Here is a 15,495-nt window from a genome sequence, read left to right on the forward strand (position 1 = left end):
AGGCCGAGACCTGGGTGCCGCTGCTGCGCATCGTCTTCGAGTGCCTCTATGTCGGCGCCTTCCCGATGGCGGTGCTGCTGATGCTGACCCCGGCCGGAGCGACCATATTCCGGTCGTATGTGACCGGGCTGGTCTGGCTCCAGTCCTGGGGGCCGCTCTACGCCGTGCTGCACCGCATCTCGATGGGCGAGGCGGCCGAGCGGATGTCGGCCGCGGCGGCGATGCCGGGCGGCGATATCGGCATCTCGCTGGTGGCGCAGGCCGGAATCCGGGCGGTCGCCTCGGACGTCGCGGTGATGTCGGGCTACCTCTCCATGTCGGTGCCGTTTCTGGCGGCGGCATTGGCGTATGGGCTGTCGAAAGCGACTGTGTTGGCGACATCCGTGCTGGCTGTGGGTCAGGACGCTGCCTCGTCCGCCGCCCATGAGGGAACGACCGGCAACCTGAGCCTCGCCAACACCGGCTACGACACGCACCGTTTCGCGACCCTGGAAGGCCGCCAGATCCGCACCTCCGCCCATGTCGATACCGACCGCTACACCGGCTACGCGCCGGCCGGCGCCGCGATGACCGTGACCGGCGACGGCACGGTGGTGGCGGACGCCGGCGCCGCCCCCAGCCGGATTCCGGCCGCGGGCGTGCGGCTCTCGGAGTCGCTGGCGACCTCGCACGAGCAGCGGGCGGCCCATGCGCGCACTCTCTCGCAGCACTGGTCGGCCGAGGCGGGCCAGGCGCGCAACGCCGCCGTCACCGACGCAACCGCGATGATGCAGCGCTACTCGCACGACGTGTCGACGGGCGAGGCCTACGCGCGCGGCGTCACCGAAAGCGAAAGCAGCCAGGCCCAGCAGCTTGACTCCCATGTCGAGAAGCTGGCCGAGATCGCCGGCATTTCGAAGAGCCAGGCGGCGGTGCTGACCGGCCAGGCCCGGGTCGGCGGCGGTTGGGACTTCGTGGTCAAGGCGGGGGCCGAGGGCTCGGTGATGTGGCGCGGCCAGACCATCGAGCAGGACGCCTGGAACCGGGTCAAGGAATACGACCGCCAGCACGGCGTGACCGAGACCTGGTCGCAGGTCGCCGACGCTTCCCGGCGCTATTCCACCCAGACGGGCGACAGCGAACTGGCGAGCCTGGACGAGAGCCTGTCGGCCAACCTGACCCGCATGCGGACGTTCCAGGAGCGGGCGTCGGTGGCGCGGCAGGAGTCCGAGAGCTGGTCCGAGCAGGCCGCCCAGGTGCGCTCGGACGCCCAGGCGATCGAGCGCGAGCTCGGCCAGCCCTTCTTCGCCTGGCTGTCGGAACAGAAGGGCACGGACGGGCGCGCCATCGGCGCCGCCGGCGCCATGCGCATCGCCTCGCCCCAGACGGCGGAGGATTCGGAGCAGCTCCGGGAATACGCCGCCGCGTTCATTGCCGAGAAGTATCCGGCGCCCGCCGGTCCGGATCCATCGAGCGTCGGCGGCGCGGCGGCATACGATGCCGGCGCTGCAAAATTGCGCGACGCCTCTGCCGGAGAGACCGCGGCAGCCCATGCCGGCGGCGCGGATGCGGTGCGCAAGCGGGCGGAAGAAGCCGGTGCGCCGCGGCCGGCCGAGACCGAAGCCGCGGCGCGCACGGAGCGTGCGGAGACCAAGACCGAGATGACCATGAAGGGCACGGCGCGCGACGCGCGGCAGACGGTCGCGAAGGGCGAGGCAGCGGCGGTCGGAGCCGGCATCGCGGGCGAGACCGGCAAGCCGTTCGAGCGGCACGCGACCGAGAACCTGCCCGTGGTCGGCGGCTGGCTCGCCGGCAACCTGTTCGGCTCGGCGAAGAACGCCGTGCCGGACGGCGCGCCCGGCAGTGCAGGGAAGCGGCCGCCGCCGGACGAGACGGGCTGGGGCGAGTCATCGCCGTGACGCCGGGGCCGGGCTCAACCCCCGCGCATCAGCCGCTCGTTCTCCTCGGCGACGGCCAGGTCGTACCACTTCCCCGAGTTCGTGCTCCAGTCAACCAGCTCGGTGCCGTCCGTCATCTCGTAGCGGCCGAACGCGCGCCAGTCGCGGTGGCGCAACCCCCGCCGCAGCGCCAGGACGAGCGAAGCGACGAACGCCCACGCCGCCGCCGCCAGCCAGAGGGCGGCGACGGCCTCCAGGCCGGCTTCGAGCAGGGCCGCGGGCGCCGTGCCAAGCGCCGCGAGCGCGAAGCCGCCGAGCACGAAGGCGCGCTCGGCAGGGGTGGTGCGGACCGTCGCCGGTGCCGTGTCTCTGCGCGTCATGTCCCTGTCCTCCGTCTGCCCTCCCGGCTCGGGGGCCGGGACAGGTTCCCCCGGATCCGGGCTCTCTCCGGTCCCGACCCGTTCGCCCTGACCCGGTCTGCCTCCCGCTCCGGGCGGCGATCGGCGCACGGATGAGGAGAGCGACGTGCGCGGCATCGGCGGCAGCACGCTCCGGGGCGGCCAGACCGTGTTCCACGGCATCCGCATGTGGGGCCAGCTGTTCAACGCGGCGCTCCTGTTCGCGGCCTTCACGACCGTGGCGGTGCCGGCCTGGACGCTGTGGCGGTCGACCACGGGCGCGGAGTGGTACGCCGCCGGCATGGTGACGCTGGCCGAGGCCAAGCTCGCGCTCGGCTACGACCCGGATTCGGGCCAGGAGGTCCGGTTCAGGGACGGCACCCGGCGCGTATTGCGCATCCGCGACGTCGCCGCCTCCCTTCCGGCCCGCGAGGCGCGGGAGCGGATCAAGTCGGAGATGTTCGCCAGCGCCGGGCTGGGCGCGGCGGCCGGGGTGGGGCTGATCGGGCTGTTCCTGGTCGTGTTCTGGTATCGCGGCGCCCGGCTCGGCCGGCAGAAGCGCATCAGGGGCGCCGAGATGGTGACGGCCGCCGAGTTGCGCCGCCGGATACAGGCGCCGCATCTCCGCGTGCTGACGCGCCTGCCCGGCGGCCGCCGCCTGCGGCCCTACTCGATCGCCGGCATTCCGTATCCCGAGCGGACCGAGACCCAGCATACCATCGTCTCGGGCACCACCGGCTCGGGCAAGACCGTGCTGATCTCCGATCTGGTCTCCCAGATCCGCACGCGCGGCGAGCGCTGCGTGATCTACGACAAGATGGGCAGCTACACCCGATCCTTCTTCGACAGGGACCGCGACGTGCTGATGAACCCGCTCGACGCCCGTGCGCCGCGCTGGTCGCCCTTCTTCGAGGCGCGCGATCCCCGCGACTTCGACATGATGGCCGCGGCGTTGATCCCGCAGCAGAAGGACACGGTGGACCCGTTCTGGGTGACGGCGGCAAGGCAGCTCTTCTCGAACGGCGCCGGGGTGTTCTGGAAGCAGGGCGCCGAGGACAACCGGGTCCTGGTCGACCATCTGCTCAAGACCGAGCTGACGGCGCTCGCCGAGGCGATGCAGGGCACGGTCGCCCAGTCGATCGTCGATCCCGAGAACCCCAAGACCGCCCTCTCGGTCCGGGCCATGCTGACGGCCAACGTCTCGGCGCTGGAGCTCCTGCCCGACAACGGCAGGCCGTTCTCGATCCGGGAGTGGATTTCCGGCGAGGCGCGCGGCGGGTTCCTGTTCCTGACCTCGCGCGGCGACCAGCATGCCAGCCTGCGCGGGTTGATCTCGACCTGGCTCGAGATCGCGGTCAACGCCATGCTCTCGCTCGCCCAGGACGACGGACGGCGCATCTGGGTGATCCTCGACGAGCTGCCGACGCTGCACCAGGTGCCGAGCCTGCAGCCCGGCCTCGCCGAGTCGCGCCAGTTCGGCGGCTGTTTCGTGCTCGGCGTCCAGGTCGCCTCGGCGCTGCGCGACCTGTACGGGCGCAACGGCGCGGAGACGATCTCCGGGCTCTGCGGCACGCGGGTGGTGCTGGCCGCCCCCGACCGCGACACCGCGCAATGGTCGGCCGACAGCCTGGGCCGCAGCGAGGTCGAGGAGGTCGCCGAGGGCTTCTCCTACGGCGCCAACACCATCCGCGACGGCGTGAGCCTGACGCCGCGCCGGGAATTGCGCGCCCTGGCGCTGCCGTCCGAGATCATGCGGCTCGCCAACCTGGAGGGCTACTTGAAGTTCCCCGGCCCCTTCCCGGTCGCCTCGATCAAGCTGAATTACGTCGCCCGGCCGAAGGCGGCGGAGCGGTTCGTGGCGCGCGGGGAGGATCCGTCCGGAGCGGGCGCGGGCGGGGCCGGGACGACCGGCGCCGGAGAGGCCCCTGTCCCGACGTCTCCCGGAGACCAAGGGGCGGGGAGAGCGAAGCAGGCGGCCGGACCCGGGACCGGCGAGGCCGAAGGGTCCGTCCCGCCGGACACCCCGCCGGAGCCGGCATACCTGCAGGGCGCGCTGGACTACGCGCCGGTCGAACGCCCGCCGGGACCGGAATTGCCGGATCGGGAGGCGGATGCGAGAGCAGGAGGCAATTGCGACGCCGGACGGCCCGCCGGCGAGAACGGCCGCGCCGATGGCGCCGGGGAGGCAGCGCCGGGAAGGAAACCGCCCCCGTCCGCGACACCGGCCGGACAGGGACCTGCCGCACCGGCCGAAGGTCGCGATACCGGCGGCTGGTACTGAGCATGCTCTCGATCGGCGCGCTGTCCTCGGCGGCCCAAGGCGCGTCCTACTACGAGCGCGACGGCTACTACGCCAAGGACGATCCCGAGCACCGCGAGGCCAGCGGCTGGGCCGGGAAGGGAGCGGAAGAGCTCGGCCTGAAGGGGCCGGTCGACGCCGATACCTTCCGGCAGGTCCTTGAAGGCAAGGTGCCGGACGGCTCGGGGCGGCAGCTCGGCAAGCGCGGCAAGGACGGAGAGATCGTCCACCGTCCCGGCCGCGACCTGACCTTCTCGGCGCCGAAATCCGTCTCGCTGGCCGCGCTGGTCGGCGGCGACCGGCGCATCGTCGAGGCCCACGACAAGGCGGTGGCGGCAACCCTCGCCTGGATCGAGAAGAACGCCGCCGAAACGCGCATGAAAAACCCGGACGCGGGCAAGATGGCGCGGATCGGCGGCCAGAAGATCGTCGCCGCCGCCTTCCGTCACGACACCTCGCGCAATCTCGACCCCCAGCTCCACACCCATGCCGTGCTCGCCAACATGGTCAAGGGGGAGGACGGCAAGTGGCGGACGATGGCCAACGAGGGCCTCTACGCGCGCCAGAAGCTGATCGGGATGCTCTACCGCAGCGAGCTCGCGGTATTACTCACGCGGCTCGGCTACGAGGTCGAGAAGAGCCACGCCGACGGCCGCTTCGAGATCGGCGGCGTGCCGCGCGAAACCGTCGAGGCCTTCTCCACCCGCCGCGCCGAGATCGAGGCGGCGATGGCCGAGCGCAATCTCGGCGCCTCCGCCGACAATCCGCGGCTCGCCGAGCGCGCGGCGCTGATGACCAGGGCTGGCAAGCGCGACATCGACCGCGCCGAGCTGTGGGACGTGTGGGCGAAACAGGCCGCCGGTCTCGGCCTCGACGCCCGGGCGCTGGTCGCGGAGGCGATCGAGAGAAGCGCCGCGCCGGAGCGGGAAGCGGCGCCGGGATCCGGACCGGGCCGGGCGGCGGACGAAATCGGGCAAATGGAGCTGCCGTTCGACGGTCCGGCACACGCGCCCGGCCGCGAGGCTCCGGCGGAGGCCGCGCCGCCCTCGCCCGCGGCGGAGGCCATGGCGTGGGCGATGGCGCATCTCTCGGAGCGGGAGGCGGTGTTCGCCCGCGCCGACCTGCTCGCCGCCGCGCTTTCCCACAAGCCGGGCGCGGTCGGGATCGGCGAGGCCGAGCGCGAGGTCGCCGCCCTGGAGAAGGCCGGAATGCTCCACGCCGTCGACCTGCCCGGCGCGGAGGACTCGCTCGCCACCGCGAAGACCATCGGCGAGGAGCGCGAGGCGATCGCGGCGATGCGCGCGGGCGCCGGCCGCGGCGCAGCCCTCATGCAGGGCTGGATGGTGCAGGGGCGCCTCAGCGGCGGGCCGCTCACCGGGGGGCAGAGGGACGCCGTGAAGCTGATCCTGTCGGCGAAGGACCGGGTCGTGGGCGTCCAGGGATACGCCGGCACCGGCAAGACCGCCATGCTCAACCGGGCGCGGGCGCTGGCGGAGAAGAAGCACTGGCGCATGATCGGCCTCGCGCCTTCCGCCTCGGCGGCGCAGACCCTCGCCTCGGAAGCCGGCATCGGGACCGAGACCCTGCAGCGCTTCCTCGCCCGCAACGCCGGCGTGGCCGGGGGCAGGCTGACCGAAGCGGGCGCGAAGGCGATGCGCGCCGCCTTCGAGAAGACGATCCTGGTGGTCGACGAGGGCTCGCTGGCCTCGACCGTCCAGGCCCGAGACCTGCTCCGGATCGCCAACGAGGTCCGCATCCCGCGCGTCGTCCTGGTCGGAGACAGCAAGCAGCTCGACGCCGTCGACGCCGGCAAGCCGTTCGCCCAGCTCCAGGCCGCCGGCATGAAGACCGCGACCATGGACGAGATCGTCCGCCAGCGCGATCCCGTGCTGAAGGAGGCCGTCGAGGCGAGCCTCAAGGGCGACATCGAGACCGCTTTCGGGAAGCTCGGAAGCAACGTCGCCGAGGTGAAGCCCGACAACATCGCCGGCGCCGTGGCGGCGCGCTGGCTCAGACTCACACCGGAAGTCCGGGAGAACACCGGGATCATGGCGCCGTCCCACGAACTGCGCCAGGCGATCAACGGCCATATCCGCGAGCGCCTGGCGCGCGACGGCACCGTCCACGGCCCTGCGCTGCACGCGCAACGCCTGGTCTCGAAGGGCTACACCAGGGCGGAGAAGGCGCTCGCCGGCAACTATGCCGCCGGCGACGTGGTGGTGTTCCACCGGCCCTACAAGCGGCTCGGCGTCGAGAAGGGCAGCGAGCGCCGGGTCGCCGGCGTCGACCACCGGAACCGGGAGGTGGTGCTCGAGGGCGGCGAGAACGGTCCGGTGCGCTGGAAGCCGGGCGAGATCGCCGGGCGGAAGGGCGGCAGCGAGGTCTACCGGACGGAATACATCGAGCTCAGGGCCGGCGACCGCATCCGCTGGACCCGCAACCATGACGGGCTCGGCATCGTCAACAGCGCCACCGCCACGGTCGACTCGATCGCCGGGAACCGCGTGACCTTCGCGCTGGAGGACGGCAGGAAGCTCGAACTGGGGCGCCACGACCCGCAGTTGCGCCATCTCGACCATGCCTGGGCGTCCACCGTGCACGCCTTCCAGGGCCGCACGGTGGACCGGGTCATCGCCGCGATAGAGGCCCGGCACAAGCATCTTACGACCCAGAAGAGCTTCTATGTCGAGATCAGCCGCGCCCGCGACCGGGCCGAACTGGTGACCGACAACGCCGAAGACCTGAAGACTCAGCTCGAGGCCGTCACCGGCGAGCGCATCGCAGCGCTCGAAGGCATCGGCGAGACGAAGCGCGAGGCGCCGGACAGGACGGCCGAAGCCGGCCTGGACCGCGCGTTGCGGCCGGAAGGCGGAACGGAGCAGGACATCGGCACGGCAAGGGAGGAGAGCCGATCTCCCTCGAAGGCGCCGGCGAAGGGGCCCGAACCGCCCGTGCGCGACCGCGGCAGGGGAGGCATGGACCTGGGTCTGTGACGCATCGGCCGATGGCCGGCAGCCGGGAAGGAACGGGAGAGGCGGTCCCGGCATGGGGAACGGCGCGCAGGGCATGGCGCACGCGGCGGCGAGGCCGTAAGAACCTCCGGCAACCATGAACCACATGCCGTGCGGGCTGCATCCGAAGAGGGGCGCCCGCAAGGAGCGCCCATGCCGGAAGCCCGCGAAACGAAGAGCCTTGCGGTCCTCATCGACGCCGACAACACCAGTGCGAAGCACGCCCAGGCGATCTTCGACGAGATCGTCAAGCTGGGCGAGGCCAACGTGCGGCGCATCTACGGCGATTTTTCAGGTTCCCGCCTCGCCGGCTGGAACAAGGCAATCCAGTCCCTGGCGATCCTGCAGCACCAGCAGCGCAGCAACTCGAAGGGCAAGAACGCCTCCGATATCGCCCTGGTGATCGACGCGATGGACCTCATGTACAAGCGCACCCTCGACGGGGTCGTCCTGGTGAGTTCCGACAGCGACTTCACGCGGCTCGCTCAGCGCCTGCGCGAGGAAGGGCTCGAAGTGTATGGCTTCGGCGAGCGCAAGGCGGTCGAGGCCTTCCGCAACGCCTGCAACCGATTCATCTATGTCGAGAACCTGACGGAAGAGGGTGCGGAAAAGGACAGCGGCGAAGAGAATGCCGGAAGGGGAACGGAGCCGCCCTCGAAGGCCGTGAAGATGATCGCGACGGTGATCGAGGGCTCCGACGACGACGGCTGGGCGAACCTGAGCGATGTCGGCAAGAAAATCCTGGCCCTCGTGCCCGATTTCGACCCGCGCAGCTACGGTTGCCGGAACCTGAGCACCCTGGTCGAGAAGTCGGGCGGGTTCGAAATCGGCAAGGCAAGCTCGGGCGGGGTGCGTATCCGGCGCAAGTCCGCGAAACGCAAGGCGCCCGGCAAGGCGCCCGGCAAGGCGATGACGCGCGCTTCAGGGAAGTCGTGACGGCGGAGGGCTTTGTTGCCGGGGACTGGATCGGCCGGATGCCTGACGCGGACCGTTACCCGACCGGGCGCGGTACACGGTCGAGCCGCAGGTGATCGCCGCGCCTGTCGGGCCTGCCGGCGGCATCGCAGCGCGTGACCTTGCGGCGGCAAGGCAGCTTGTACTCGAGCCAGAACGGCTCTCCATTGCGGTCCGTCGTCCAGCCGGGCCAATTGCTGGACTGGATGTTGCGGGACCTGCGCTCCGTCATCAGCACGAAATGCGGCTCGACCGTGTCGTGCCGCGTTCCGTCGCCGCCGAAGATCTCGCCGAGCCGCCTCGTCTTGGACGCCAGCTGACTGTTGGTCCAGGGCAGGTAGGCCTTGGCTTCGATCAGGACCAGATGGGTCAGGGGCCGCCCGGCATCCCCGTTTTCGAAGGCGAGCAGCAGGTCGATGTCCTCCTGGTCGGCGTTGAAGTCCTCGAAGTCCGGGTTCGCGAAGGCGGTGCCGGGGGCGATCCCGGAAATCTCCGCGAGGTGGAGGGCCAGCTGTATCCAGTCGAGGTGGTAGTCCATGGCGACGAACGCCTTCGCCGGGACCGGTACGCCGATGCAGGTGCTCAGCCGCGTGCGGAATCTCGCGCCGAGTTCGGGGGCGGTTGGGTCGAAGCCGAGCGTTTCCCGGAGGACCGCGAAGCGCTCCTTCCGGTCCAGGGAACGCAGAATTTCGGTGACTCTTGACATGGAGGACCTCTGAGATTGGAAGAACGGGATTCGACGATCCCGGAGATGTCGCAGCGTTCTCCCGGTTCAAGGGCCGAACGGAACCCGATCGGCGGCATCTCGAAGGCAGACCGGGGCGGTGCCTATGAGAGGCGAGGTGAGACTTCGGATCGATGGACCAATATTCATATTTCACATTGATAACGTGACAATTAATGCTACTTTACCAGAGTTATGTTTGAATCTGCTGCACCCCGAGCGCGCAACGTCATCGCCGACCTAGTCGCCCGTGGCCAGTATCACTTTACCTCGTCCGAGCTTCGCTCGGCCCTCGGAGTCTCCGAGGCAGCCGCTCGCCAGGCGCTGAGCCGTCTCGCGGCCAAGGGAGAGATCGCAAGCCCCGCGCGCGGATTCTACGTCATCGTGCCGCCCGAATACAGACGGCTCGGCTGCCTGCCGGCGGACCAGTTCGTACCGTCGCTGATGGAGCATTGGGGCATTCGCTACTATGTCGGCCTCCTCTCGGCCGCGCAATATCACGGCGCGGCCCATCATCGCCCGCAGGAATTTCAGGTGGTGGTGGACAAGAACCGGCCTGCGATCGTCTGCGGCGCCGTCAGGGTTGCGTTCGTCGCGCGCCGGAATCTCGCTGCCGTGCCCGTCGAGAGGGTCAACAATCCGCGCGGCACGATCGTGGTCTCGACCGTGGAGGCGACGGCGGTCGATCTCGTCGGGTACATGCACCGCGCCGGAGGCGTGGACCGGGTGGCCGGCGTACTTTCCGAACTCGGCGAGGACGTTGACCCGGAGCGTCTCGTCGAGGCTTCGCAGTCGGCATCGATCCTCTGGGCGCAGCGTCTGGGCTACCTGCTGGAGCATGTCGGGGCAGGAGACAGGGTGGCGCCGCTCAAGGAGCATGTGCGGCAGCGCGCGCGAAACTACACAAAGCTCCTGCCCGGCGCGGATGCCACGGGTGCGCCGCGGTCGAAGGACTGGCGGCTGTTGGTGAACGCAAGCATCGAGGCGGATGCGTGATCCCGCGGGACTACATCACCCAGTGGCGGGCGCAGGCGCCCTGGAACGAGGACTTCCAGGTCGAGCAGGACCTGGTCATCAGCCGGGCCCTGGTCGAGATATTCTCCGATCCCGTTCTCGCCGGGGCGCTCGCCTTCCGCGGCGGCACGGCGCTCTACAAGCTCTACCTGACGCCGCCCGCGCGGTATTCCGAGGATATCGATCTGGTTCAGGTAGAGCCCGGGCCAGCCGGCCCGATGATGGACGCCTTGCGAAACGCGCTCGACCCCTGGCTCGGCGAAGCGCGGTGGAAGCAGTCGCAGGGCCGGGTGACGTTCGGCTACCGGTTCCTGTCCGAGGACGTGCCGGCGATCCGGCTGCGCCTCAAGGTCGAGATCAATACCCGCGAGCATTTTGCGGTGCTGGGATTCAGCAAACGCCCGTTCTCGGTCGAGTCGCGGTGGTATTCCGGGCAGGCGGACATCGCGACCTTCGAGCTCGACGAACTGCTGGCGACCAAGATGCGCGCGCTCTACCAGCGGCGCAAGGGCCGGGATCTGTTCGATCTGGCGACGGGACTGGGGGACGCGCGGAGCAATCCGGGACGGATCGTTGCGGCGTTCCGGGAGTACATGGACCGCGAGGGCGGTCCGGTAACCCGCGCCATGTTCGAACGGAACCTTGCGGGGAAGATCGGCGATGCACAGTTCAATGCCGACATGAGCGCCTTGCTCAGGCCGGAGTTCGAGTGGCGGCCGGCGGAGAGAGCCGGGACAGTGTCCGAACAACTGATCTCGCTCCTCCCGGGCGAGCCGTGGAAGGGCGAGACGGAAGCATGAGCGGGCGGCGGAGCAGTTGCGGCCGCTCGAGGGTCGGGGCCTCTTCCGTCTCAATGAGAACGGCCATGCCGAGCAGTATCCGGAGGCGATGCTTCGTGTGCTTGACCGTGTGGTGGATGCGGAAGACCTGCAGGTTTACGAGAGGCATCGCCTTCGCGAGATTTTCGATGCGTTGGTTGGGGCAAATGCCGGGATGGCGGGCGATCATCGGTTTCAGAGGTTGTACAAGATTGCCACACAATGACGGGAGCGCGGACCGGGCGAGGGACGACTTGGCGATGCGGTAGTTGCTGGTTCGGACCTCAGTCGAGGAGCGATTCCTGCAACTGGCGCGTGGATTTGATCAGCTCTTCCAGCTCTTCGCCGCGTCCTTCGAGGACCAATTCATCGCGTTTCAGCGTCATCAGGATGTGCGTACCGCGGAAAATCCGCTCGATCAGGTCCGCGTATTGGGGCGGAAACACGCCCTGATCGGCAGCGTATCGGCCGCTTGCGACGCCCAAGACGGCGTGCCGGGCGAACTCTGCGGCGTGCATACCGCGCTCGCCGGCGGCCCTTTCGACGGCGTCCCATTCGGAATCGGAGAAGCGGATCGAGCGGGCGCGGCGCGCCTCGGCTCCCCCTTCTGCCAAATTCGTATTGGATTCCGGGACGTCCGAAGTCTCTTCGCTCATGTCCAGGTAGTTCCTCCAGGCCGGTTTCGATGAACAGTCCGGGCGACGAAAAGGGGTAGTAGCAGCAATTTCGCGTCGATAGCGCTCGGTCCTGGGCGTATGCTCTGAGCATACAGGACCGTCGGGGAGGATGCGACAGCCGTATGCTCAGAGCATACAGGACTGTCCGGGAAGAGGCGGCAGGCGTATGCTCAGAGCATACGGGGAAATATTTTTCAAGCGAATTCAACGGGATAGCGCCGTATGCTCGGAGCATACGCTCGTTCCAACAACGCCCTGGTGTCTGAAATCGCCCAAAGTCGCCGAAAGGCGCACAAAAGGCATGGTCCGCGCGCGCATGCGCCCTCTGGCAGCCTGCTGCGTGGGGTGTGAGACCAACGCGCCGAATGGCGTCCCTGTCGCGCTTCCTGACTGCTCAAACCGTCGGGCGATGAAAGCCGTTTTGCCATCGGCATTTAGCCCGAGCGGCGCTTGAGCGGCAGCGCCCGCCGCGCACTTGCGGGGACAGTCCCCGAACCGCCGCGCGGCTTCCGGACGGCACTATAGGAAGCAGGAGGTAACAAGGCAATGCGGAGATCCTAAGCAAACGGGAAGGGCAGCCGCAGGGCTGCCCTTCTGCCGTTTCAGAAGCGAGGATTACTTATGGGCGCCGAACGCGCCGAGGAAGCTGACGGCATCGTCTGTGGAATGCCCGCCGAACGTCCCGGCGACCGAGCCGGGTCGTCCATCGGCTTGACCGTTTCCGAAAAACTGCCCGCCCCAGTGTCCGGTGTAGCGGCGCTCGCCGTCGGCTCCGGTGACGGCCCCTCTGAAGAAACCGCTGTTCTGCGCACCGATGTTGGCCGACCCGAGGTCCAACCTGCCGGCGACCCGCTCGCCATCCACGTCGAAATTAGTGATCCACCCGCTGATCGTGCCGAGACCGCTCGCGTCGCCGAAATTCGCGGTCAGCCGGACATCGCCGTCGAAATACCCGATCTCGGTGGAACCGCCCGCGGTTTCCGAATACACCCCGGTCGCGTCGCCTATGTAGGTTGCAGGACCCGTCACGGCGGCAAGGTTGCTCTGCATGAACGGATCGCTGCCGTCGGCGAACGCACCGAATTCGTAGTCGGCAGCACGGGTCGCATTGTCCGGGGCAATCAGCCAAATCCCGCCTGCCAGATAATCCGCATCCGCCACCGTGCTGGTCACGCTTCCTGCCGTGAGGGTCGTTGCAGCAGAACTATCCGAGGGCGTGAACGTCATGCTCCCGGCTGTCATCTGAAGTTGTCCTGTCGTGTAGACGAACGAACAACCCGTGCAACTTGCCGTGCCGCTTACGCCATTGAAGGCGGCAGGAAGGGAGACGTCGCTGCTCTGTACGACGTATTGCCCGCCGACGTTAACCGTCGTAAACCTGAACGCGTAGGTTCCGCCGGTCGTCACCTGTGAAGGCGCTTCGATATCCGTGTAGGCATCGACATAGAGCACGCTACTGCCAATGCGCTTGCTCAACTCGACACCCTGCCACGGAGACGGAGTGCCAGAAATGCGGCTGGGATTGCCGTCGCTCGTGCCGATAGACCACGCTGTTCCGTTGCGAACGGAGAAGCTGGGGCCGCCAGTACCGTGCTGCGCGGTGATTCTCACTTGGTCGGTTGTAATGTTGCTGCTGTCCACGTTCGAGGACTGCGTGACGCTGCCGGGCGCGGGTTGGGCTCTTGCGGCTTCGGCGATCTTTGCGGCCGTGTTGGCCGCCGCCGCCGGATTCGTCAGGTCCTGAGCGGGCGGTATCATTGAGATGGGTCCGCCTCCACCTCCACCGCCGCCGCCACAGGCGGCAAGGGTCAGCAGGGCGAATGTGCCGGCAACGGCCAACGGCGCGGCTCGCGCCAGTCGTCTATCCGAGGATGTCATGTGTCGCTCTCCCGTGGTCAGCATTGCATCCCGGCACGGGAATGGTGCCGGGCCATGCGACAACCACGCAGAGAGTGCGAAGAAGTCCTGCCTATTCGCGCCAAGCGATGGTGGCCAAACCGTCGCCGGATCGGTGCTGTTCTATTCAGCAGGTGACCCGACGTTGGGTCTCTGCTGGTTGTCGCAAGGGCGATTTTGGATTTTCGCGGTCGATCAGGCAACCCCGTGGTTGGTTGGCGGTGTTTGGGCGGATTCCATGGCCACTGCGATGATCGAGCCAACTCGTTCCGCTGCCTCGACCAGATGGCCGTCGGCAAGGTGGGCGTAGCCGGCGGTGGTGCGGTGCCGCCGGTGGCCTAGAATTTTGCCGACCAGTGGCAGATTCTCACCTGCCATGACGGCCTGACTGGCTGCGGTGTGCCGAAGATCATGCAGGCGGAGCCTGCCGAGCCCGGCATCCTTGCAGACCGCGCGCCAGCAACCATCGAAGCTCCCTGTTCCGCGTTTCTCCGCATGGCGCGGAAACAGGAACGCTGCCGGCTTCCGGCGACGGGGCAGCGCGTCGATGACGGCGCGCGCGGCCTCGCCGAGCGGCACCGCGCGCGGGCCGGTTTTCGAGTCTTCGAGGTTCAACGCATCGGCGCCGATATTCCGCCAGCGGAGATTGAGCACTTCGCTGCGGCGGCAGCCGGTGAGCGCCAGCAGCCGGATCGCGGCGACGGCCTCGGGCCAGCGCGCTTCGTGCGCGTCGAGCGCGCGCCCGAGCCGGGCGAGTTCGTCCGTATCGAGGAAGCGGGCGATCTTCTTCCTCGGGTTGAAGGCGATGCCGAGACAGGGGTTGGTGTCGCGCTCGCGCAAGCCCCATTCCTCGGCCCGGAACATCATCGCGCGCAGGATTTCGAGTGCACGGTTGGCCGCGCCGGACTTGCCCTTGCTCGCCGCGTCGAACCACGCCGCCACGTCCTCGGGGCCGATGCGGTCGAGCGGCATTCCGCCGAAGGCGGGCAGGATGCGGGCGTTCAGATAGATGCGCACGGTCTCGCGGCCCGAAGGCTTCCAGTGCGGATCGCTGCGCCGCAGATATTCCTCGGTGAACGCCCGGAAGGTCGGGGTCTCCTTCTCGCGCCGGATGTCCTCGGCGGGGTTCCCGCCCTTGCGGATGCGGTCGAGCATGTCGCGGGCGCGGCGGCGGGCCTCGGCAAGCTGCATCTCGCCGAACCGGGCGATGACGATGCGGCGGCTCCGCCCCTCGATGCGGGCCTGCACGATCCAGACCTTGCGGCCCGACGGGTGGATGCGCAGCCCGAAGCCGGGCAGCGCCTTGTCGAACAGGATGGCGTCCTTCGGGCCGGGCTGGCTGTCGCGGGCCAGCTTCGCGGTAAGGTCAACCCTGGGCATGGTCGCGCCCTCCCTCCTGCGCCGCGCCTTTTCCGGCCAAGGCCGCATGGATGCGGTTCGATACCCGGTCGGCGGCGTCCGTGACGGACTGGTCCGACAAGTGGACGTATCGCTCGGTGGTCTCGACCAAGGCGTGACCGAGCAGCTTCGCGACGGTCACCATGTCCACGCCGTTCATCGCGGCGACCGAAGCCCAGCTATGCCGGAGGTCGTGAAGCCGCAGGCCGGGCAGCCCCGCCTCGACGCGGATGCGGTCCCAATCGCGCTGAATCGTGCCGACGGGCCGCGTCGGCGGGCGCGCCGGAAACAGAAACGGGCAATCGGCGCTGTAACGCGGGATCGCGTCGATCACCGCGCGCGCGGCGCTCGACAGCCATACCGTGCGCGGCCCGGATTTCGAGTCGGGAAGGTGGATGCGCTTCCCCTTGATCCAGTCCCATTCGAGCG

Annotated in this window: 13 protein-coding genes; 7 read left to right on the top strand and 6 right to left on the bottom strand. The window is 68.8% G+C overall.

Annotation, left to right across the window (positions count from 1 at the left end; translation table 11 throughout):
• Window positions 1-1,898 (top strand): conjugal transfer protein TraG N-terminal domain-containing protein (locus tag OXM58_02535; protein ID MDE0147222.1); only part of this gene is annotated, 1,898 nt, incomplete at its 5' end.
• A gap of 14 nt (window positions 1,899-1,912) precedes the next feature.
• On the opposite strand, the gene OXM58_02540 is transcribed toward OXM58_02535, so the two are convergent.
• Window positions 1,913-2,257, bottom strand: a complete 345-nt coding sequence (locus tag OXM58_02540) for a hypothetical protein (GenBank protein MDE0147223.1) — start codon at window positions 2,255-2,257, stop codon at window positions 1,913-1,915.
• Window positions 2,258-2,402: 145 nt separating this feature from the next.
• Here OXM58_02540 and OXM58_02545 point away from each other — a divergent pair, with 145 nt between their 5' ends.
• The 3 genes from OXM58_02545 (at window position 2,403) to OXM58_02555 (ending at window position 8,521) form a co-directional block, all read left to right on the top strand.
• The gene (locus OXM58_02545) at window positions 2,403-4,556 is read left to right on the top strand and encodes a type IV secretion system DNA-binding domain-containing protein (protein ID MDE0147224.1); all 2,154 of its coding nucleotides are present in this window, start codon (window positions 2,403-2,405) and stop codon (window positions 4,554-4,556) included.
• Between the two features lie 2 nt (window positions 4,557-4,558).
• Window positions 4,559-7,567, top strand: coding sequence for a relaxase domain-containing protein (locus OXM58_02550; GenBank protein MDE0147225.1), 3,009 nt, complete (start codon window positions 4,559-4,561; stop codon window positions 7,565-7,567).
• 171 nt (window positions 7,568-7,738) lie between these two features.
• Window positions 7,739-8,521 carry an NYN domain-containing protein gene (locus OXM58_02555; protein MDE0147226.1) on the top strand — a complete coding sequence of 261 codons (783 nt, stop codon included), beginning with the start codon at window positions 7,739-7,741 and terminating at the stop codon, window positions 8,519-8,521.
• Window positions 8,522-8,576: 55 nt separating this feature from the next.
• Here the strand turns inward: OXM58_02555 and OXM58_02560 are convergent, their stop codons facing one another.
• Window positions 8,577-9,245 carry a hypothetical protein gene (locus OXM58_02560; protein ID MDE0147227.1) on the bottom strand — a complete coding sequence of 223 codons (669 nt, stop codon included), beginning with the start codon at window positions 9,243-9,245 and terminating at the stop codon, window positions 8,577-8,579.
• 213 nt (window positions 9,246-9,458) lie between these two features.
• Between OXM58_02560 and OXM58_02565 the strand changes: the two genes are divergently transcribed.
• From OXM58_02565 to OXM58_02575, 3 genes are read left to right on the top strand one after another with little or no spacing between them, the layout of a single operon-like run.
• Complete coding sequence (locus OXM58_02565) at window positions 9,459-10,259, top strand: type IV toxin-antitoxin system AbiEi family antitoxin (protein MDE0147228.1); 801 nt, start codon at window positions 9,459-9,461, stop codon at window positions 10,257-10,259.
• Window positions 10,256-11,077, top strand: coding sequence for a nucleotidyl transferase AbiEii/AbiGii toxin family protein (locus tag OXM58_02570; protein ID MDE0147229.1), 822 nt, complete (start codon window positions 10,256-10,258; stop codon window positions 11,075-11,077). The genes OXM58_02565 and OXM58_02570 overlap by 4 nt, the downstream gene beginning before the upstream one ends.
• 16 nt (window positions 11,078-11,093) lie before the next feature.
• The gene (locus OXM58_02575) at window positions 11,094-11,321 is read left to right on the top strand and encodes a hypothetical protein (GenBank protein MDE0147230.1); all 228 of its coding nucleotides are present in this window, start codon (window positions 11,094-11,096) and stop codon (window positions 11,319-11,321) included.
• A 58-nt stretch (window positions 11,322-11,379) separates the two neighbouring features.
• Here the strand turns inward: OXM58_02575 and OXM58_02580 are convergent, their stop codons facing one another.
• The 4 genes from OXM58_02580 to OXM58_02595 all read right to left on the bottom strand — a co-directional run.
• Window positions 11,380-11,751, bottom strand: coding sequence for a hypothetical protein (locus OXM58_02580; protein MDE0147231.1), 372 nt, complete (start codon window positions 11,749-11,751; stop codon window positions 11,380-11,382).
• Window positions 11,752-12,387: 636 nt separating this feature from the next.
• Window positions 12,388-13,650 carry a hypothetical protein gene (locus tag OXM58_02585; protein MDE0147232.1) on the bottom strand — a complete coding sequence of 421 codons (1,263 nt, stop codon included), beginning with the start codon at window positions 13,648-13,650 and terminating at the stop codon, window positions 12,388-12,390.
• Window positions 13,651-13,863: 213 nt separating this feature from the next.
• Window positions 13,864-15,048 carry a tyrosine-type recombinase/integrase gene (locus tag OXM58_02590; GenBank protein MDE0147233.1) on the bottom strand — a complete coding sequence of 395 codons (1,185 nt, stop codon included), beginning with the start codon at window positions 15,046-15,048 and terminating at the stop codon, window positions 13,864-13,866.
• Window positions 15,035-15,495: site-specific integrase (locus OXM58_02595; protein MDE0147234.1), on the bottom strand; the 461-nt coding region annotated here is incomplete at its 5' end. The genes OXM58_02595 and OXM58_02590, both read right to left, overlap by 14 nt.

Source organism: Rhodospirillaceae bacterium (assembly GCA_028819475.1).
Taxonomy (GTDB): Bacteria; Pseudomonadota; Alphaproteobacteria; order Bin65; family Bin65; genus Bin65.